We start from the raw sequence: 19,005 nt of genomic DNA on the forward strand, positions 1-19,005 counted from the left end.
CCTTGGGGATAGCCACGGTCGCTTGCTGGTCAAAGTGCCAGTAAACTGCGTGTTTTTATCACCCTGAACATCCTTTCTTGAGGTTTTGCATGAAGCTCAGTCCTTTGGCGGGCAAACCGGCCCCAGCCTCCGTGCTGGTGGATATCCCGCAACTGTTGACCGCCTATTACACCGGCCAGCCCGATGCCAGCGTCGCAACCCAGCGCGTTGCGTTCGGCACCTCCGGGCACCGTGGCAGCTCCCTGGACCTGAGCTTCAACGAAAACCACGTGCTGGCGATCAGTCAGGCGATCTGCCTGTACCGTCAGGCCAAGGGTATCGACGGCCCGTTGTTCATCGGCGCCGACACCCATGCGCTGTCGACCCCGGCAGCGGCCAGCGCCCTGCAGGTGCTGGCCGCCAATGGCGTCGAGGTAATGCTGTCCAAGGATGACGAGTACACCCCGACCCCGGCGGTGTCCCACGCCATCATCTGTTACAACCGCGGCCGCAGCAGCGGCCTGGCCGACGGTATCGTCATCACCCCGTCGCACAACCCGCCGCAAAGCGGTGGCTTCAAGTACAACCCGCCCAATGGCGGCCCGGCCGACAGCGATGTCACCAAGTGGATCGAGGCCAAGGCCAACGACCTTCTGGCCGCGGGGCTGGAAGGCGTCAAGCGCATCTCCCATGAACAGGCGCTGGCAGCCAGCACCACCCATCGTCATGACTATGTCGCCAGCTATGTCGCCGATCTGGAAAACGTCATCGATTTCGACGTGATCCGCAGCGCCAACCTGCGCCTGGGCGTCGACCCGCTGGGTGGGGCAGGGGTGCGCTACTGGTCGGCGATTGCCGAGCACTACAAGCTGAACCTGGAAGTGGTCAACACCGAGGTCGATCCGACCTTCCGCTTCATGTGCGTCGACTGGGACGGACAGATCCGCATGGACCCGTCTTCGCCGTATGCCATGCAGGGCCTGATCGGCCTGCGCGAGCGCTTCGACGTGGCCTTCGCCTGCGACCCGGACCACGACCGCCACGGCATCGTTACCCAGAACGGCCTGCTGGCCCCGAACAACTACCTGGCGGTGGCCATCGACTACCTGTTCCAGCACCGTCCGCAGTGGCGCAACGACGCCGCAGTGGGCAAGACTGTGGTCAGCAGCGGCCTGATTGACCGCGTCACCGCGCGTCTGGGGCGTCGCCTGTTTGAGGTGCCGGTGGGCTTCAAGTTCTTCGCCGACGGCCTGTTCGATGGCTCCCTCGGCTTTGGTGGCGAGGAGAGTGCCGGTGCCTCGTTCCTGCGCAAGGACGGCAGCGTCTGGACCACCGACAAGGACGGCCTGATCCCGGCGCTGCTGGCGGCAGAAATCACCGCCCGTACCGGCCGCGACCCGAGCCAGGCCTACGCCGAGCTCACCGCCAAGCTGGGTGAGCCGTTCGCCACCCGCGTCGAGGCCAAGGCCAACCCGCAGCAAAAGGCCCTGCTGAGCAAGCTGGCGCCCGAGCAGGTCAAGTCGACGATGCTGGCCGGCGAGCCGATCGAGCAGATTCTCAGCCATGCACCGGGCAACAACCAGGCCATTGGCGGCCTCAAGGTGATGACCGCCAACGGCTGGTTCGCCGCGCGGCCGTCGGGTACCGAGGACATCTACAAGATCTACGCCGAGAGCTTCATCGATGAAGCGCATCTGCAGCGCCTGGTGGCTGAAGCCCAGGAACTGGTGGATGCGGCGATTGCCTGACCGCTAACAGCATCGCTGGCAAGCCAGCTCCCACAGGTGTTGTAAATATCTGAGAGATATCACCTGACCTGTGGGAGCTGGTCTTGCCAGCGATGGGCCGCATAGCGGCCCTAGGCTACATCGACCAGTACGATCTCACTGTCCTGCACCGCCATCACCCTGAGCACCTGCTCATCCTCGATCGCCACGCCGTCACGGGCTTCGGCGCGCACACCGTTGACTTCAACCAGGCCCTTGGCCGGCACCAGATAGCCACGGCGCCCCGCCTCGAAGCGGTATTCGGCGGTCTCCCCAGCCTGCAAGGTCGCCGCCAGCAGACGAGCATCGGCGCGGATCTGCAAGGCCTGCTCATCGCCCTCACGGCCACTGGCCAGGGTCACGAAGCCTTCGCCGCGCTCGCCCTTGGGGAACGGCCGGGTACCCCAGGACGGCGGCTGGCCAACGCGCTCAGGGATGATCCAGATCTGGAAAATCCGCGTATCGACCTTCTCCAGGTTGTACTCGCTGTGGGTGATGCCGGTACCGGCACTCATCACTTGCACGTCACCGGCCTCGGTACGGCCCTTGTTGCCAAGGTTGTCCTGGTGGCTGATGGCGCCTTCACGCACATAGGTGATGATTTCCATGTCGCGGTGCGGGTGCGGCGGGAAGCCACTGCCGGCGGCGATCAGGTCGTCGTTCCAGACCCGCAGGTTGCCCCAGTGCATGCGCGCCGGGTTGTGGTATTCGGCGAACGAGAAGTGGTGATGGGCGTCGAGCCAACCATGGTTGGCATGGCCAAGGCTCTTGAACGGGCGCAGTTGCAGCATGTTGGCTGTCCTCGAAAGGGAGTGGATGGGGCAGATGATCCATCAAACAATGATCGAAAATAAGCGTAAATTTCGGCTGATTATCATCAGATTTGTCGATATATAGAGCTACGGTGATTTGTGCGCTTCATCGCCTAATTCACTGATCTGCAAGCAATCGGCTGGTGATTTTTGCCCGATGGAGCGAACATGGCCGCTGGTTTTTATTCTGTTGGAGTCGGTGTGTCTGAAGAGCGTCCCAAGCTACCCCTGGAGTTGATTGCGCCTGCGCAGTTGCCGTGGCTGCGTCGCCTCACCGCGCGCCTGCTCGGGCGCAGCCTGAGCCGCTTGCAGGCGCAGCATCGCGATTCCTGGTTCCAGGGCCATGCCAGCGGTCAGCGCACCGGTCACGCCGATGGCCTGCGCGAAGGCTACGAAGAAGGACGGATCGACGGCTACGAGGCCGGGCGCCAGGTCCTGGTGATCCGCGACACTCGCCCCGACGGCCATGGCGTTCCCGGGCTGGACGACGCCCTGTTCGACGACTGGCGCCTGCCGCTGAGCGCCGAGCTCAAAAAGCGTTTCAAGGCCGACGTCGCCCAGCGCCTGCCGGCCCATGCCCAGCCAAGCGCGGCGCAGTGGAAGATGATCTTCAGCGACACGCCGTCGACCTGCGTGATCGCCGGTGCCGGTGCCGGCAAGTCCACCTCGCTGGTGCTGCGCATCCTGTTGCTGCGCCATTACCTGGGCTACGAGCTGGACGCCATGACCGTGGTGACCTTCACCCGCGAATCGCGCAAGGACTTCATCAGCCGCCTGCTGCAGGTGTTTGCCTTGTGGCAGCTCGACCTCAGCCAGGTTCAGGCCCGCGAACTGGTGCGCACCTTCCATTCACGCATCCTGCCGCTGGTGCGCAGCCTGCCGGGTTTCAGCCAGGTGCGCGCGTTCGAGACCCTGGGCAGCGAAATGCCCGGCGGCAGTGAAGCCAACGCCGAGAGCAACCCGTTCGACCTGCGCATCAACGACGCCCAGCGCCAACAGCTCAACCTCTGCTACCGCGACCTGCTGGGCAGCAGCCCGCGCTTTGCCGAGCTGATTGCCAGCCTGCGCCGCGAAGCCCTGCAGCTTAAGGCGCTGGACCGCGATCACCCCGACGTGCAAAAACGCGTGGCGGTGACCCAGCTGTCTGCCAGCCGCGACGAAGAGCTCTGCGACACGATCGAAGACCTGTGGTTTGCCGCGGGCGCCTGGCCGATCAAGGGCATCGAGCCGAGCCGCGAAACGGTCGAGATCAACGGCAGCCGTTTTCACTTCCACGGCCATATCGCCGAGCTGGACGCGTACGTGGTGCTCGGCTTCGACCCCAAGGAAAACCAGCAATACAAGCGCCCAGGGGCCAAGCTGCCGGTGTGGGCGGAGTGGGTGATAAAGCGCACCCTGTTTCAAGCTTTCTGCGATAAGCCTGTGATTTGGCTAGAAAATTACTCCGCTGCCAAGCGCCTGACTTCCTCCCTGGCGGGGGATGCCGTGGCCGGCCCCGGCTTCGATTACAAGGTCAAGGGCGAGCTGGCCGCCGCGCCGCTGCTGGATGCCTTTGTCGGCGCCGCCGGCTTTATCGAGAACCTCGGGCTTGAGGTCAACAAGGCGGTCGGCGCCATGAGCTTCCCGGCGGGTGACAGCGATGCGCTGTTCTTCGAAGCCCTGGGCCTGTACTGGAAAGCCCTGGAAGCGCACCTGCTGGGCCAGTCGCCACCGATCATGAGCTACAACCGCATGTTCGCCCTGTTCGGCGAAAACAATCCGGAGAACCTGCAGCTGTTGCCCGACCCGCTGCTGCGCCCGCTCGCGCACCTGATGATCGACGAGTTCCAGGATGTATCACCGCAGATCGTTTCCTGGCTGCGCGCCTGCCTGCGCGAGATCCGCCGCCGTGGCCCGGCCATGCAGGTCGGGCGGGTGGCGCAGCATTCATCGTTGCTGTGCGTGGGCGACGACTGGCAGTCGATCTACGGCTGGCGCGGCAGTTCGCCCAAGTACTTCATGGAATTCGCCAAGGAATTCCCGGCACCGAGCAGCACCCGGGTGATGCTCGCCGACAACTACCGCAGCCACCAGCACATCATCGATGCCGCCGAGCACATCGTGAAGTCGGCGCCGGCCATCAGCGGCAAGAAGGCCAGGGCCTGTGGCCCGGCGGCCGAGACACCGCTGCCGGTCAAGGTGCTCGAGCGCGACGAGGCCAGTCTCGCCGAGACCCTGCTTGAGCACTACCGCAACGGCGAGTCGGTGATGCTGCTGTACCGCAAGAGCAGCGACAAGGCGGCGATTGCCGACCATTTGCAGGCATTGGTCAACCACGAGGCCGGGTTGCCGGCGGCACAACGGCGCCTGCGCCAGCTGACTTATCACAGCGCCAAGGGGCTACAGGCCGATGCGGTGTTCATGCTCGGCGATTGTCAGCACCTGACCAACTCACCCTACAAGAACCAGGTGTATCGCCAGGCAGGTCTAGGCCGCAACGGCGATGCCCAGGCGTTCGACAACGCGCAGAAGGATGAAGTGTTGCGTCTGGCTTACGTCGCCATTACCCGGGCGGCGAAGCATTGTTACTGGTATGTCGAGAAGCCGACGGCAGAGGCGGCCAACCTGCCACGGGCGTCGAGCCAGGTGGATGGGCGCAAGGTGTTCTTCGAGGATGGGCGGGAAATGGCCAGCAGCTGATTCCGGCGCTGCCTGGATTACGACCGCTGCGCGCTCGATCGCTGGCAAGGCCAGCTCCCACAGGTTGTGCAGACACAGATCCAATGTGGGAGCTGGCTTGCCAGCGATGAGGCGTGAATCAGGCCTTCAGTGCCGCATCCGGCGCCACCGCCGGCACCGGCTTGCCGGTGGCGGCCTCGACGCGACGCGCTACTGCCGGGTCGTCGGCGAAGGGGATCAGGCTGGCCTGATCGTCCACTTCGCCGGTGTGCCGCTGCAGGCAGGCGCTGGTGACCAGGTAGAAGAACAGTACGCCGCTCAGGCAGTAAAGCGCATACAACCAGTCATCCATGTCCGTGCCTCCTAGGCCAGGCTGGCGTTGTTCAGCGCCAGTCTTTCATCGGCCACCCGCACGGTGCGCCAGGTGTTATAGGCCATCAGCAGCATGCCGCTCAAGAAGCACACGCCACCGACAAAGCGCACGATAAAGCCCGGATGGCTGGCCACCAGTGCTTCGACGAACGAGTAGGTGAGGGTGCCGTCGTCGTTGGTGGCGCGCCACATCAGGCCCTGGGCGATGCCGTTGACCCACATCGAGGCGATGTACAGCACGGTGCCGATGGTCGCCAGCCAGAAGTGCAGGTTGATCAGGCCGACGCTGTACATCTGCTCGCGGCCAAACACTTTCGGGATCATGTGGTACAGCGAGCCGAAGGTGATCATCGCCACCCAGCCCAGGGCACCGGCATGCACGTGGCCGATGGTCCAGTCGGTGTAGTGCGACAGGGCGTTGACGGTCTTGATCGCCATCATCGGCCCTTCGAAGGTCGACATGCCGTAGAACGCCAGCGACAGCACCAGAAAGCGCAGGATCGGGTCGCTGCGCAGCTTATGCCAGGCGCCGGAGAGGGTCATCATGCCGTTGATCATGCCGCCCCAGCTTGGCGCCAGGAGGATCAGCGACATGGCCATGCCCAGCGATTGTGCCCAGTCGGGCAGGGCGGTGTAGTGCAGGTGGTGCGGGCCGGCCCAGATGTACAGGGTGATCAGCGCCCAGAAGTGCACGATCGACAGGCGATAGCTGTACACCGGCCGGCCCACTTGCTTGGGCACGAAGTAGTACATCATCCCCAGGAAACCCGTGGTCAGGAAGAAGCCCACGGCGTTGTGGCCGTACCACCATTGCACCATGGCGTCAGTGGCACCGGAGTACACCGGGTACGACTTGAACCAGCTCACCGGAATAGACAGGTGGTTGACCACGTGAAGCATGGCGATCACCACGATGAAGGCACCGAAGAACCAGTTGCCGACGTAGATATGCTTGGCCTTGCGGCGCATCAGGGTGGCGAAGAAGACGATCCCATAGGCGACCCAGACGATGGCCATCCACACCGCGCCGGTAAATTCGATCTCGGCGTATTCCTTGGTGGTGGTCAAGCCCAGGGGCAGGCTCACCAGCATGATCACGATGGTCGCCTGCCAGCCCCAGAAGGTGAAGGCGGCGAGCTTGTCGCTGAACAGCCGCACCTGGCAGGTACGCTGCACGGCGTAATAGCTGGCGGCAAATTGCGCGCTACCGGCAAAGCCGAAGATCACCAGGCTGGTGTGCAAGGGGCGCAGGCGACCGAACGAGGTCCACGGCAGGTCGAGGTTAAGCTCGGGCCAGACCAGTTGCGAGGCGATCCAGACGCCCATGGCCATGCCGACGATACCCCAGACCACCGTCATGATGACGAATTGCCGGACCACCTTGTAGTTATAGGCCTGCGCCTGTTGATGTGTGCTCATGGCTAGTTTCCACAGTTCCTGTATGGCTCGCCCTGCCGTGGGGCAGGGGCACAGGCGCAGACTCTAGGAAGCTGCCGGCATACAAAACAGACTCAGAAACCAGCGTTAACACCGGATCAGATTAAACCCCCGTATTCATTGGCTGATACAGCACCTGTTATGGGCATGGTGTGGCGATTTACCTCTGTTCTGCATTGATCGTGCCGGCAAAAGCGTGTCGCTGTGTCGCACACAAAACCCCGTGGAATTATCTTGACATCACCTTAAACGCGGCCGCAGAATTTCACAAACTTTGCGCGCAAAGTTTTGTGCCGGGCGACAGCACGAGCCCGGCAGTGGTGCGCAACCAACCTTGACGCCATCCCGCTATACGCCCCCCGTGACGGTGCTCTCAAGCCGGGACGGGGTACGCGCGCAGCGGCGGCACACTATAAGAACGAAGGGAGCAACAGATGAAGCTTTCCAAGGAACTGGTCCTCCAGGCAAAAGCGACGTTCGGGACACCGACCTACCTCTACGATGAAGCCGTGCTGCGCAGCAGTTTCAACGAGTTGCGCGATGCATTGCCGGACTGCGTGGACATCTTCTATGCACTGAAGGTCAACCCGAACCTGTCCCTGGTGAAACTGATCCGCTCTTATGGCGGTAACACCGAAGTGTGTTCGCTGGGCGAACTGGAAATTGCCCTCAAGGCCGGCGTCGATCCCCAGGACATCATTTTCCTCGGCCCTTACAAGAAGCCCGAAGAACATCGGCGAGCCCTGGAAGTCGGGGTGTTTGCCATCGTCGTCGAGTCCGAGACCGAACTGCGTAAACTCTCGGCCCTGGCGGGCGAACTGAACTGCGTGGCGCCGGTGGCAATCCGCATCAACCCGAACTTCTCCGCCTCCGGCTCGCCGTGGAAGATGGGCGGGCGGCCGACCCACTTCGGTATCGAAGAAGACACCGCAGTGGCCAACTTCGGCGACTACGCCGCCCTGGCGAACCTGAAGATCAAGGGCATCCACGTCTATAACGGCACCAAGATCCTCGACGCCCAGTCGGTATACGACAACGCCAAGTACATCCTTGGGCTGTACCGCAGCCTGACCCGGCGCTACAACCTGGACATGACCATGGTCGATGTCGGTGGCGGCCTGGGCATCAAGTACTACGAGAACGAGAGCGAGCTTGACACCCGCCAGCTCAAGCAACTGCTGGCGCCGCTGTTCGAAGCCTTCAACCAGCAGTTCCCGCAGACCCGCATCATTGTCGAATCCGGGCGCTTCGTCGCCGGCAAGTGCGGCGCCATGCTGGTGACGGTCGACAACATCAAGGAAAACCACGGCAAGACCTTTGCCGTCACCGATGGCGGCACCAACTGCCATGGTGCCGCCGCAGGCAGTGGCCAGGTGCTCAAGCGCAACTTCCGCATTGTGCATGCCACCGGCAGCACCGGCGCACCGCTGCGCGAGTACCATATCTCCGGGCCGCTCTGTAGTCCCGACGACCTGCTGGCCCGTGACCTGCAGATCGAAACCCTGCACGAAGGCGACATCCTCGCCGTCACCGCCTCCGGCGCCTACGGCCCGTCTGCCTCGCCAACCCTGTTCCACAGCCATGGCCACCCGGCCGAGGTGATCGTCAGCAACGGTCAGTTGTTCCTCGCCCGCGCCAGGCAAACCGCCCTGGACATCCGCGACAGCCATGCCGACGTGCCGCTGGCGGCCATGCTCGCTGGCGCACCGGCGGTTGCCGAACCAACGCCGATCGCCCAGGCCGCCACCCAGCGCCAGCTCGGCGAGATCCTGCGGGTGGTGCTCAAGCTGCCGGAGAACACCGTGATCAGTGCCGATTCGCACCTGCGCGATGACCTGGGCCTGGACTCGCTGACCTCCATGGAGCTGCTGGTCAACCTCGAAGACGACATCGAAGGCTTCTTCGTCAACCCCGACACCATCGCTCCGGGCCACTTCAATACCGTGGCGACCCTGGCCGGTTATATCGATGCCCATCGTCAACCGGCGGCTGTGCGTCGGGCACGTCTCGAGGTGCAGCATGAAGGCGTCTGACGTCCTTTTGCAGCACGTGCTGGACGGCCCCAACGGCTTGCACCCGGACAAGGCGGCGGTCATCTACGCCGATGAAACCTATACCTATGCGCAGCTTGACGAAGCCAGTGGGCGCCTGGCCGCCGGCCTGCAGGTCAATGGCCTGCAACGCCAGGAGCGGGTGGTGGTGTGCCTGGGCAACCGGGTAGAAACCGTCTGTGCCTTCTGGGGTGTGCTCAGGGCTGGCGGGGTGATGGTCAACGTCGGCCTGGAAACGCCGGCCGACAGCCTCGATTACATCATTCGCGATGCCGAAGCCTCGGTGCTGATCACCACCTCGGAGAAATTCGCCAGCCTGCCCGCCTGCACCGCCGAGCTGAGTTACCTCAAAGCCATCGTGCTGCTCGACGGCGAAGCCGACTCACCCGATACCCTCACGGTCGAAAGCCTGCTAGGGCAGGGCGCCGGTGTGCCGCTGCCGTGTGGCAACCTCGACCTGGACCTGGCGGCGATCATCTATACCTCCGGCTCCACCGGCGCGCCCAAGGGCGTGATGCTCACCCACCGCAACATGCTCGCGGCGCTCAATTCGCTGCACACCTACCTGGGTTACCAGGCCAGCGACAATGTGCTGTGCTCGCTGCCGCTGTCGTTCGACTACGGCCTTTATCAGATGATCATGGCCCTGAGCACCGGTGCCACCCTGGTGCTGGAGAAGGAGTTCACCTGGCCAATCTTCCTGATCAAGAAGATTCGCCAGTACCAGATCACCGTGATCCCGTTCGTGCCGACCATGCTCATGCTCCTGCACGAGTATGCGCACAAGCGCGAGGCGACCTTCCCCCAGGTGCGCATGGTGACCAACACCGGCGCGGCATTGAAGCCGACCCACATCGCGCAGATGAAGGGCCTGTTCCCCCAGGCGCTGATCTTCTCGATGTACGGCCTGACCGAGTGCAAGCGCTGCACCTACCTGCCACCGGAAGACATCGACGACAAGCCCGGCAGTGTCGGCATCGCCATCCCCAACACCGAACTGTGGCTGGTGGACGACGAGGGCAGGCGCATCAATCAGCCCCACCAGGTCGGCCAGCTGGTGATTCGCGGCGCCACGGTCATGGCCGGTTACTGGCGCAACCCCCAGGCCACGGCGCAGAAGCTCAAGCCAGGCCCGTACCCGGGGGAAAGCGTGCTCTACACCGGCGACTATTGCAGCCTCGATCAGGATGGCTACCTGTACTTCCAGGGGCGCATGGACCATGTGATCAAGTCGCGCGGGATGAAGGTCAGCCCCAGCGAGGTCGAGAGCTTCCTCTACGCCATCGATGGCGTCGAAGCGGCGGCTGTGGTCGGTATCGAACATGCATCGGTCGGCGAGGGGCTATGGGCATTCGTGACCTTGGGCCAAGGTGTGACCCTGAGCGTGGAACAGTTGCTCGAACGTTGCCGACAGGGCCTTGAGCCACACAAGGTACCCCTGTCGATCAGCGTTGAAGGCAATTTGCCGCGCACCGCCAACGGCAAGTTCGACCTGCGGCAACTGCAGCAGACGGCGCGCGCTGCGCAACTGGCCCTGGCCGGTTGAGCGGCGCCTTTCATGGGTGATTCAGTCATACAGGATGTACGGATATGAGTCTGGGCAACAGAGGTCGCGATCAATCGTTGGACGTCAACGGCAACCATTTCGCCTTGCGCATCTGGGGCAATGAAAGCGGCCACCCGGTGCTCGCCGTGCATGGCTGGCTGGACAACGCGGCATCGTTCGAGCGGATCGCGCCGCTGCTCGAGGAATGCTTCGTGGTGGCCCCGGACCTGGCCGGCCATGGGCGTTCCGAGCATCGCCGCGGTGACAGCGGCTACTACCTGTGGGAGCACGCCGACGACATGAACGCCCTGGTCGAAAGCCTGGGCTGGAAGCGCTTTTCGGTGTTGGGCCACTCCATGGGTACCGGCGTGGCGTCGATTCTGGCGGCGATGAACAAGTCGATCGATTGCATGGTGTTCATCGATGGAATGGGCGCGCCTTTTACCATCGCCGAGGAAGACACCGTCGAGCACCTGAAAAAGTCCCAGCGCCTGCTGCGCCTGGCCTTGCGCACCCGCCTGCATGGTTTTTCGGCGCCGCAGACGGCGCAGTTCGCAAGCCTTGAAGCGGCAATCAGCGAGCGGCGCAACAGCATCGACGGCGCCCTCTGCGCCGAGGGCGCGCGACTGCTGGCCATGCGCGATCTGCTCAGCGTCGGCGACGGTTACCGCTGGCGCCATGACCCGCGCCTGGTGTTGCCCGAAGCCATGCCACTGACCGAGCGCCAGGCCTGCGATTTCCTGCGCCAGATCACATGCCCGCTGCACCTGCTGCTCGGGCGCCAGGGGCTGTTTGCCGGTACCCCGTTCGATAAAAGAAAAAACGCCTTGCCCTGGGCCACCCAGGTGCACTGGCACGATGGCGGTCATCATTTTCACCTGGAGGAGCCCACCACGGCCTTGATCGAGCAGATCAACGCCGCGCTGCTTCAACGTGAAGCGGGGCCGCGGCAACGATTAGTCAATGAGTAATGGAGTACACCCGTGAAAGAGTTCTGGATTGCACCGTCGATTCTGGCAGCCGATTTTGCCCGCCTTGGCGCTGAAGCCGAGCAGGTACTGGCCGCCGGTGCCGATGTCATCCATATCGATGTGATGGATAACCACTATGTGCCCAACCTGACCATGGGGCCGCAGTTCTGCAAGGCACTGCGCAGCCACGGGATTACCGCGCCGATCGATGTGCACCTGATGGTCACCCCGGTGGACGCGATGATCCAGGCCTTCGCCGAGGCCGGCGCCGACTACATCTCGATCCATCCCGAGGCCACCCTGCACCTGGACCGCTCGCTGCAGCTGATCAAGGACCTGGGGTGCAAGGCGGGCCTGGTGTTCAACCCGGCCAGTACCCTGGACGCCGCGAAATACGTGCTCGACAAGCTCGACCTGATCCTGCTGATGTCGGTCAATCCGGGCTTTGGCGGGCAGAAGTTCATCCCTTCGGTATTGCCCAAGATTGCCGCAGCGCGCAAGCTGATCGACGACAGTGGCCGGGCGATCCGTCTGGAGGTGGACGGCGGCGTCAACCTAGAAACCATCGGCCAGGTGGCTGCCGCCGGGGCCGACATGTTCGTCGCCGGAACAGCGATTTTTGCCCAGAGCGATTATCGCGCTACCATCGAGGCCTTGCGCCGCGAGATTGCCCACGCTTTGCCCAACCGCCACTGATAGGCGGTCTTTCCAACGATTCTCGCGAATCCAGTACGAGTTACCTGTCCTTGCACACTACAACCTTAATCAAGGCCTTGCTGCGTCAGCCGACAGCGCATACGCCGGTCTGGCTGATGCGCCAGGCCGGGCGCTACCTGCCCGAGTACCGTGAGCTGCGGGCCCGCGCCGGGTCATTCCTGAGCCTGGCGAAAACCCCGGACTTCGCTACCGAAGCCACCCTGCAACCGTTGCGCCGCTTCAACCTGGACGCGGCAATCGTGTTCTCCGACATCCTCACCGTGCCCGATGCCATGGGCCTGGGCCTGTACTTCGGCGCGGGCGAAGGCCCGCGTTTTCGTCATCCATTGCGTGACGAGCAGGCCATCAAGCGCCTGCGCGTGCCCGAGCCCGAAGCACTGGACTACCTGTACCAGACTGTCGCCCAGGCCCGCCGGGCGCTGGACCCCAAGGTGGCGCTGATCGGCTTTGCCGGCAGCCCCTGGACCCTGGCCTGTTACATGGTCGAAGGCGGTCCGCCGGGTGATTTCCAATTGATCAAGAAGATGCTCTACCGCCGCCCGGAACTGCTCCAGCGCATACTCCAGGTCACCAGCCAGGCAGTGGCGAGCAGCCTCAATGCGCAGATCGAGTCCGGCGCACAGGCAGTGATGATTTTCGACACCTGGGGCGGGGCCCTGGCCGATGGCGCCTACCAGCGTTTTTCGCTGTTCTATCTGCGCGAGGTGCTGGCGCGCCTGCACAAGACCCACCACGGCCAGCGGGTGCCGTCGATCCTCTACACCAAGGGCGGCAGCCCGTGGCTGGCCGAGATGGCCGACAGCGGCGCCGACGCCCTGAGCCTGGACTGGACCTGCGACCTGGGCATGGCCCGGCAGCTGGTGGGCAACAGCGTGGCTTTGCAGGGTAATCTCGACCCCAGCGTCTTGCTGGGCGATGAAGCCTGTATCCGCCGTGAAGTGCAGCGTACCTTGCAGGCCTTCGGGCCGCCGGCCGCGGGCTTTGGCCATGTGTTCAACCTGGGCCACGGGATCTCGCCGGCCACCTCGCCAGAGGCGGTGGCAACGCTGGTGAATGCCGTGCATGAATTCAGCCGTGTGCGCGGAGGTGCCTATGCTTGACCCGACCTTCGACTTCGACCGGATGTTGTGCTTCTCGTTGTACTCGACGGCCAACGCCATGGTCCGTGACTACGCCGAGCCGCTGAAGAAGCGCGGCGTGACCTACCCGCAACTGCTGGTGATGGCCGGGTTATGGGGCCAGGACGATGTCTCGATCAGCGCCCTGAGCGAGCTGACGCTGTTCGACCTCGGCACCCTGACGCCGATCGTCAAGCGCCTGGCCGACAACGGCTTCCTCACCGTCTACCTCGACCCCAATGACCGCCGCCGGCGCAACCTGCTGCTGACCGACAAGGGCCGCGAGCTCAAGGCCGAGGCCGCACAGGTGTTCAGCAACATGGCCTGCAAGATCGACCTGGGCGAGGGGGAGGTGGAACAGGTGCTGGATGTGTGCCACCGGATCCGGTCGCGGTTGCGCTGAAGCTGGCCTCATCGCGGGGCAAGCCCGCTCCCACAGGACCACACAACCTCTGTGGGAGCGGGCTTGCCCCGCGATGACTAGTTGCGCAAAAACTCCGGAGTATTGAAATTGCTCAGGCGCGGGTCTCCCTCGGCGCACTCCAGCGCCCGCACCGGATGCTGGCGCAAGGTGCGCTGCACGCCCCGATCCCCATCAGCCCAGGCCTGCTGAAAATCAGCGCGCAAGGCACGGGGAATCAGGCTGAACATCGGCTGCCAGTAACCACCCTGGCGAACCATCGCCGGTTGCTGCTGGTCATTGGCCAGGCTCATCAGCTCGAGTATCAACGCACTGTCGATCAACGGCGCGTCACAGGCCAGCACCAGCAGCCAGTCATGCCGTGCAACCGCCAGCCCCGCCAATACCCCGGCCAGGGGCCCGGGAAAGTCCGCTTCGGCATCCCCCACCAACTGGTCGGCATAGGGCCGGTAGCGGTCCTGGTTGCGGTTGCAGGAAATGATCAGGTCGTCGGTCAGGGGCCGCACCACGGCGTGGATGTGGGCGATCAGCGGTTGGCCCTGCCAGTCGAGCAGGCCCTTGTCCTGGCCGCCCATGCGCTGGCCGCGGCCACCGGCAAGGATGAGGATGGAGCAGGGAGGAGGGGCGGCGGGCATGGTCAGGGTTCCTGGCGGTATCAGCCGATCACCTTCCCATGCACGCCGCGGTCTGTCCAGATCAGCTGTCGCTGGCCACTGGCGCAGGCGTCTGGCCCTTGGCCCGGCGCTTGCCGGTCAGGCGCATCACCACGACAAAGAACACCGGCACGAACACCACCGCCAAGGTGGCGCTGAGCATGCCGCCGATCACCCCGGTACCGATCGCCTGCTGGCTGGCCGAGCTGGCACCGCTGGCAATCGCCAGGGGCACCACGCCGAGAATGAACGCCAGCGAGGTCATGACGATCGGCCGCAAGCGCAAACGCGCGGCCTTCACGGTGGCGTCGACCAGGTCGTGGCCTTCATCGACCAGGCTCTTGGCGAACTCGATGATGAGGATGGCGTTCTTCGCCGACAGACCGATCAGGGTGATCAGGCCGACCTTGAAGAACACATCATTGGGCATCCCGCGCAGGCTGACCGCAATCACCGCGCCAAGCACGCCCAGCGGCACCACCAGCAGTACCGAGGTCGGGATCGACCAGCTCTCGTACAGCGCCGCGAGGCACAGGAACACCACCAGCAGCGACAGGCCCATGAGGATCGGCGCCTGAGCCCCGGACAGGCGCTCCTGCAGCGACAATCCGGTCCATTCCAGGCCCATGCCCTGAGGCAGTTGATCGACCAGGCGCTGGATCTCGTTCATCGCCTCACCGGAGCTGTGGCCCGGTGCCGGCTCGCCCGACACGGCAATGGCCGGGTAGCCGTTATAGCGGGTCAGTTGCACGGGGCCGGTGATCCACTTGGCCTGGACGAACGCCGACAGGGGCACCATCTTGCCGTTGCTGTTGCGCACGTGAATCTTCAACAGGTCGTCGACCTGGCTGCGCTGGTCGCCTTCGGCCTGCACCACCACGCGCTGCATGCGCCCCTGGTTGGGGAAGTCGTTGACGTAGTTGGAGCCTACCGCGGTGTTGAGCACGTTGCCGATATCGGCAAACGATACGCCCAGGGCGTTGGCCTGTTTGCGGTCGACTTCCAGCTGCACCTGCGGGCTTTCGGCCAGGGCGCTTTCGCGTACGTTGACCAGCACCGGGCTCTTTTCGGCGGCGGCGAGCAACTGGTCACGCGCAGCCATCAGGCCGGCGTGGCCGAGGCCACCACGGTCCTGCAGGCGGAACTCGAAACCGCTGGAGGTACCCAGGCCATCCACCGGCGGTGGCAGCACCGAGTAGGCGATGGCGTCCTTGAGCTGGCTGAAGGCGGCGTTGGCGCGGTCGGCAATGGACTGGGCGCTGTCATCGCTACCGCGCTCGGACCAGTCCTTGAGGGTGGTGAACGCCAGCGCCGCGTTCTGGCCGTTGCCAGAGAAGCTGAAACCGAGAATCAGGGTGCTGTTGCCGACGCCAGGTTCCGTAGCGTTATGCGCCTCGATCTGCGCTGCCACCTGTTCGGTGCGGGCACGGCTGGCCCCCGGCGGCAGCTGGATGTCGGTAATGGTGTAACCCTGGTCTTCGGTGGGCAGGAACGAGGAGGGCAGTTGGCTGAAGCCGTACACCAGCCCGGCTACCAGCACCACGTACACCAGCAGATAGCGGCCGCTGCGCTTGAGCGCCTGGATGACCCAGCGCTGGTAGCCATTGGTCAGGCTTTCGAAGCGGCGGTTGAACCAGCCGAAGAAGCCGGTTTTCTCGTGGTGCGAGCCCTTGGCGATCGGCTTGAGCAGGGTCGCGCACAGGGCCGGGGTCAGGCTCAGGGCGAGGAACGCCGAGAACAGGATCGACACCGCCATCGACACCGAGAACTGCTGGTAGATCACCCCCACCGAGCCTTTCATGAAGGCCATCGGCAGGAACACCGCCACCAGCACCAGGGTGATGCCGACGATGGCGCCGCTGATCTGGCTCATGGCCTTTTTCGTCGCCTCGCGCGGCGCCAGGCCTTCCTCGCTCATGATCCGCTCGACGTTCTCCACCACGACGATGGCGTCGTCGACCAGGATACCGATGGCCAGGACCATGCCGAACAGGGTCAGCACGTTGACCGAGAAGCCCAGCGAGAGCATCACCGCGAAGGTCCCCATCAGCGCCACCGGCACCACCAGGGTCGGGATCAGGGTGTAGCGGATGTTCTGCAGGAACAGGAACATCACCGCGAACACCAGGGCCATGGCTTCGAGCAGGGTGGTGATGACCTGCTGGATCGAGACCTTGACGAACGGCGAGGTGTCGTAGGGGATGTCGAACTTGGCCCCCGGCGGCAGGTAGCGCGACAGCTCGTTGAGCTTGGCTTGCACCAGGGTCGCGGTTTCCATGGCGTTGGCACCGGGCGACAGCTGCACGCTGAAGGCGCTGGTCGGCTTGCCGTTGAGGCGGGTGCCGTACTGGTATTCCTGGCTGCCGATCTCGACCCGGGCGACATCGCCGATGGTCACGGTCGAGCCATCCGGGTTGGCGCGCAGGACGATGTCCTTGAACTCCTGCACGGTGCTCAACTGGCCCTTGATCACCACGTTGGCGGTGATTTCCTGAGTGCCGGTACCCGGCAGATCGCCAATGCTGCCTGGCGCCACCTGGGCGTTCTGCGCCGCGATCGCGTCGTTGACGTCATCCGGGGTCAGGTTGAAGCCAATCAGCTTGGCCGGGTCGATCCAGATGCGCATGGCCCGTTCCGAACCATACAGCTGCGCCTTGCCGACACCCTTGAGGCGGCGGATCTCGTTCATCACGTTCCGGGCGAGAAAGTCGCTCAGGGTGACTTCATCGAGGCTGCCGTCCATGGCGGTGAGGGTCACCATCAGCAGGAAGCCGGTGGAGACTTTCTCCACCTGCAGGCCTTGCTGGGTGACCGGGCGCGGCAGGCGCGACTCGACCACTTTCAGGCGGTTCTGCACGTCGACCTGGGCCAGGTCCGGGTTGGTGCCCGGCTCGAAGGTGGCGGTGATGGTGGCGCTGCCCAGGCTGCTTTGCGAGCTGAAGTAGAGCAGGTTGTCGGCACCGTTGAGCTCTTCCTCGATCAGGCTGACCACGCTGTCGTCGATGGTCTGCGCCGAGGCGCCCGGGTACACGGCGTAGATTTCCACCTGCGGCGGCGCCACGTCGGGGTACTGGGCCACCGGCAACTGCGGGATGGCCAGGGCGCCGGCAAGCAGGATGAACAAGGCAACCACCCAGGCGAAGACCGGGCGGTCAATGAAAAACTGCGGCATGAATCAGGCCCTCACTGGCCGTTGGACTGAACGATGGGGAGGGCGTCCTTGCCCGCGTTGTCGACCTCTACCTGGTCGCCGGCGCTGATGTGCTGCAGGCCTTCGACCACCACCCGGTCACCGGGGGCCAGGCCGTCGCTGACGATCCAGCGGTCTTCCTGCACGCTGCCCAGGACCACCGAACGCTCGCTGATGCGTTGTTCGGCATCCACCAGCATTACCTTCGGATTGCCGGCGCTGTCACGCAGGATGGCCCGCTGCGGCACACTGATGCCTTGCTGCTTGACCGCCTGCTCCAGGCGCACGCGGATGAAGCTGCCCGGCAACAGGTCGAGGTCCGGGTTGGGGAACTCGCTGCGCAGGGTGATCTGCCCGGTGCTCGGGTCGACGCTGATGTCCGAGAACAACAGCTTGCCCGGCAGCGGGTAGGGGGTGCCGTCGTCCTGGATCAGCGTTGCGCTGGCCTGGTCCTGGCCCACCTGCTGCAGCTCACCTGCACGCAAGGCGCGGCGCAGGGCATTGAGCTCGCGGGTCGACTGGGTAACGTCGGCATGGATCGGGTCCAGTTGCTGGATGGTTGCCAGCGGCGTGGTTTCGTTCTGTCCCACCAGGGCGCCTTCGGTGACCAGGGCACGGCCGATGCGTCCGGAAATCGGCGCGGTGACGGTGGCGTAGCCCAGGTTGAGCTTGGCCCGCTCCAGGGCGGCCTTGGCTGCGGCGACATCGGCGTCGGCCTGCAGGAAGGCGGCGCGGGCGTTGTCATGCTCCTGGCGGCTGATCGCATTGATACCGATCAGTTCGCGATAGCGCTGGTCCTGCAAGCGGGCCTGGAACAGCGTGGCTTCGGCGCGGGCCAGGCTTGCGCGGGCGCTGTCGAAGTCGGCCTGGAACGGCGCCGGGTCGATGCGAAACAGCACATCGCCCTGTTTGACGTCGCTGCCTTCACGGTACACGCGCTTGAGCACCACGCCTGCGACCCGCGCGCGCACCTCGGCGGTCCGTGGGGCCAGGATGCGGCCATTGAGCTCGGTGGTGATCGCCAGCGGCTGGACGCGCACGGTCTCGACCTTGACTGCGCTTGGCGGGGCCTTTTCTTCGGCAGGCGATTTATCGTCGCAGGCGCTCAGGGCGAAGGTGATCAACAACAGCGGCACCAGGGCGCGCAGACGGACGGGACTTGTACTGGACATGCGGATCTTCCGAAAATGACCCGGCAATGCTAAGGCAGGCGACCGACGGGCAACAGTTAAGCTGTGTAGGCCATATGTAAAAAAGTGTGAAGCTTTACCCAGCGAGCGCTTGAGCTCTTATATCCTGCCTGACTTTCCCAGC

At 64.1% G+C, this 19,005-nt stretch carries 14 protein-coding genes; 8 read left to right on the top strand and 6 right to left on the bottom strand.

The window, feature by feature from the left end:
- Positions 1–89: 89 nt before the first annotated feature.
- Positions 90–1,727: a phosphoglucomutase (alpha-D-glucose-1,6-bisphosphate-dependent) gene (gene pgm / locus LOY45_RS12285; protein WP_115086467.1), complete on the top strand. Its 1,638-nt coding sequence runs from the start codon at positions 90–92 to the stop codon at positions 1,725–1,727.
- Between the two features lie 110 nt (positions 1,728–1,837).
- Here pgm and LOY45_RS12290 read toward each other — a convergent pair whose 3' ends face one another.
- On the bottom strand, positions 1,838–2,536 hold the full coding sequence (locus tag LOY45_RS12290; protein WP_115086468.1) for a pirin family protein: 699 nt from the start codon (positions 2,534–2,536) through the stop codon (positions 1,838–1,840).
- A gap of 189 nt (positions 2,537–2,725) precedes the next feature.
- Here LOY45_RS12290 and LOY45_RS12295 point away from each other — a divergent pair, with 189 nt between their 5' ends.
- Positions 2,726–5,236 carry a UvrD-helicase domain-containing protein gene (locus LOY45_RS12295; RefSeq protein WP_134062482.1) on the top strand — a complete coding sequence of 837 codons (2,511 nt, stop codon included), beginning with the start codon at positions 2,726–2,728 and terminating at the stop codon, positions 5,234–5,236.
- 118 nt (positions 5,237–5,354) lie between these two features.
- Here the strand turns inward: LOY45_RS12295 and LOY45_RS12300 are convergent, their stop codons facing one another.
- Positions 5,355–5,567, bottom strand: a complete 213-nt coding sequence (locus LOY45_RS12300) for a cbb3-type cytochrome c oxidase subunit 3 (RefSeq protein WP_233673448.1) — start codon at positions 5,565–5,567, stop codon at positions 5,355–5,357.
- 11 nt (positions 5,568–5,578) lie between these two features.
- Positions 5,579–7,006, bottom strand: a complete 1,428-nt coding sequence (ccoN, locus tag LOY45_RS12305) for a cytochrome-c oxidase, cbb3-type subunit I (protein WP_115086470.1) — start codon at positions 7,004–7,006, stop codon at positions 5,579–5,581.
- Positions 7,007–7,458: 452 nt separating this feature from the next.
- Here ccoN and LOY45_RS12310 point away from each other — a divergent pair, with 452 nt between their 5' ends.
- Genes LOY45_RS12310 through LOY45_RS12335 form a run of 6 tightly spaced genes read left to right on the top strand, consistent with a single transcriptional unit; the run spans position 7,459 to position 13,830 of the window.
- The gene (locus LOY45_RS12310) at positions 7,459–9,057 is read left to right on the top strand and encodes a phosphopantetheine-binding protein (RefSeq protein WP_115086471.1); all 1,599 of its coding nucleotides are present in this window, start codon (positions 7,459–7,461) and stop codon (positions 9,055–9,057) included.
- A complete protein-coding gene (locus tag LOY45_RS12315; protein ID WP_258579207.1) occupies positions 9,044–10,621 on the top strand; it encodes a class I adenylate-forming enzyme family protein in 1,578 nt (525 codons plus the stop codon). The genes LOY45_RS12310 and LOY45_RS12315 overlap by 14 nt, the downstream gene beginning before the upstream one ends.
- Before the next feature lie 44 nt (positions 10,622–10,665).
- A complete protein-coding gene (locus tag LOY45_RS12320; RefSeq protein ID WP_115086473.1) occupies positions 10,666–11,592 on the top strand; it encodes an alpha/beta fold hydrolase in 927 nt (308 codons plus the stop codon).
- Positions 11,593–11,604: 12 nt separating this feature from the next.
- The gene (gene rpe / locus LOY45_RS12325; RefSeq protein WP_115086474.1) at positions 11,605–12,288 is read left to right on the top strand and encodes a ribulose-phosphate 3-epimerase; all 684 of its coding nucleotides are present in this window, start codon (positions 11,605–11,607) and stop codon (positions 12,286–12,288) included.
- A gap of 44 nt (positions 12,289–12,332) precedes the next feature.
- Positions 12,333–13,409: a uroporphyrinogen decarboxylase gene (gene hemE, locus LOY45_RS12330; protein WP_115087102.1), complete on the top strand. Its 1,077-nt coding sequence runs from the start codon at positions 12,333–12,335 to the stop codon at positions 13,407–13,409.
- Positions 13,402–13,830, top strand: coding sequence for a MarR family winged helix-turn-helix transcriptional regulator (locus LOY45_RS12335; protein ID WP_115086475.1), 429 nt, complete (start codon positions 13,402–13,404; stop codon positions 13,828–13,830). Before hemE ends, LOY45_RS12335 begins: the two co-directional genes overlap by 8 nt.
- A 77-nt stretch (positions 13,831–13,907) precedes the next feature.
- Here the strand turns inward: LOY45_RS12335 and mobA are convergent, their stop codons facing one another.
- The 3 genes from mobA to LOY45_RS12350 all read right to left on the bottom strand — a co-directional run bounded on the left by mobA (position 13,908) and on the right by LOY45_RS12350 (position 18,863).
- On the bottom strand, positions 13,908–14,483 hold the full coding sequence (gene mobA, locus LOY45_RS12340; RefSeq protein ID WP_115086476.1) for a molybdenum cofactor guanylyltransferase MobA: 576 nt from the start codon (positions 14,481–14,483) through the stop codon (positions 13,908–13,910).
- Between the two features lie 61 nt (positions 14,484–14,544).
- Entirely contained in the window at positions 14,545–17,673 is a 3,129-nt protein-coding gene (locus tag LOY45_RS12345; RefSeq protein WP_134062488.1) for an efflux RND transporter permease subunit, read from the bottom strand.
- An 11-nt stretch (positions 17,674–17,684) separates the two neighbouring features.
- Positions 17,685–18,863, bottom strand: coding sequence for an efflux RND transporter periplasmic adaptor subunit (locus LOY45_RS12350; protein WP_233673446.1), 1,179 nt, complete (start codon positions 18,861–18,863; stop codon positions 17,685–17,687).
- Positions 18,864–19,005 lie beyond the last annotated feature (142 nt).

It is taken from the genome of Pseudomonas wadenswilerensis (assembly GCF_024749185.1).
GTDB lineage: Bacteria > Pseudomonadota > Gammaproteobacteria > Pseudomonadales > Pseudomonadaceae > Aquipseudomonas > Aquipseudomonas wadenswilerensis.

Excerpts from the sequence above, each read along its gene's own strand:
- pgm (WP_115086467.1), top strand. The coding sequence starts at position 90 with ATGAAGCTCAGTCCTTTGGCGGGCAAACCGGCCCCAGCCTCCGTGCTG.
- LOY45_RS12290 (WP_115086468.1), bottom strand. The coding sequence starts at position 2,536 with ATGCTGCAACTGCGCCCGTTCAAGAGCCTTGGCCATGCCAACCATGGT.
- LOY45_RS12295 (WP_134062482.1), top strand. The coding sequence starts at position 2,726 with ATGGCCGCTGGTTTTTATTCTGTTGGAGTCGGTGTGTCTGAAGAGCGT.
- LOY45_RS12300 (WP_233673448.1), bottom strand. The coding sequence starts at position 5,567 with ATGGATGACTGGTTGTATGCGCTTTACTGCCTGAGCGGCGTACTGTTC.
- ccoN (WP_115086470.1), bottom strand. The coding sequence starts at position 7,006 with ATGAGCACACATCAACAGGCGCAGGCCTATAACTACAAGGTGGTCCGG.
- LOY45_RS12310 (WP_115086471.1), top strand. The coding sequence starts at position 7,459 with ATGAAGCTTTCCAAGGAACTGGTCCTCCAGGCAAAAGCGACGTTCGGG.
- LOY45_RS12315 (WP_258579207.1), top strand. The coding sequence starts at position 9,044 with ATGAAGGCGTCTGACGTCCTTTTGCAGCACGTGCTGGACGGCCCCAAC.
- LOY45_RS12320 (WP_115086473.1), top strand. The coding sequence starts at position 10,666 with ATGAGTCTGGGCAACAGAGGTCGCGATCAATCGTTGGACGTCAACGGC.
- LOY45_RS12335 (WP_115086475.1), top strand. The coding sequence starts at position 13,402 with ATGCTTGACCCGACCTTCGACTTCGACCGGATGTTGTGCTTCTCGTTG.
- mobA (WP_115086476.1), bottom strand. The coding sequence starts at position 14,483 with ATGCCCGCCGCCCCTCCTCCCTGCTCCATCCTCATCCTTGCCGGTGGC.
- LOY45_RS12345 (WP_134062488.1), bottom strand. The coding sequence starts at position 17,673 with ATGCCGCAGTTTTTCATTGACCGCCCGGTCTTCGCCTGGGTGGTTGCC.
- LOY45_RS12350 (WP_233673446.1), bottom strand. The coding sequence starts at position 18,863 with ATGTCCAGTACAAGTCCCGTCCGTCTGCGCGCCCTGGTGCCGCTGTTG.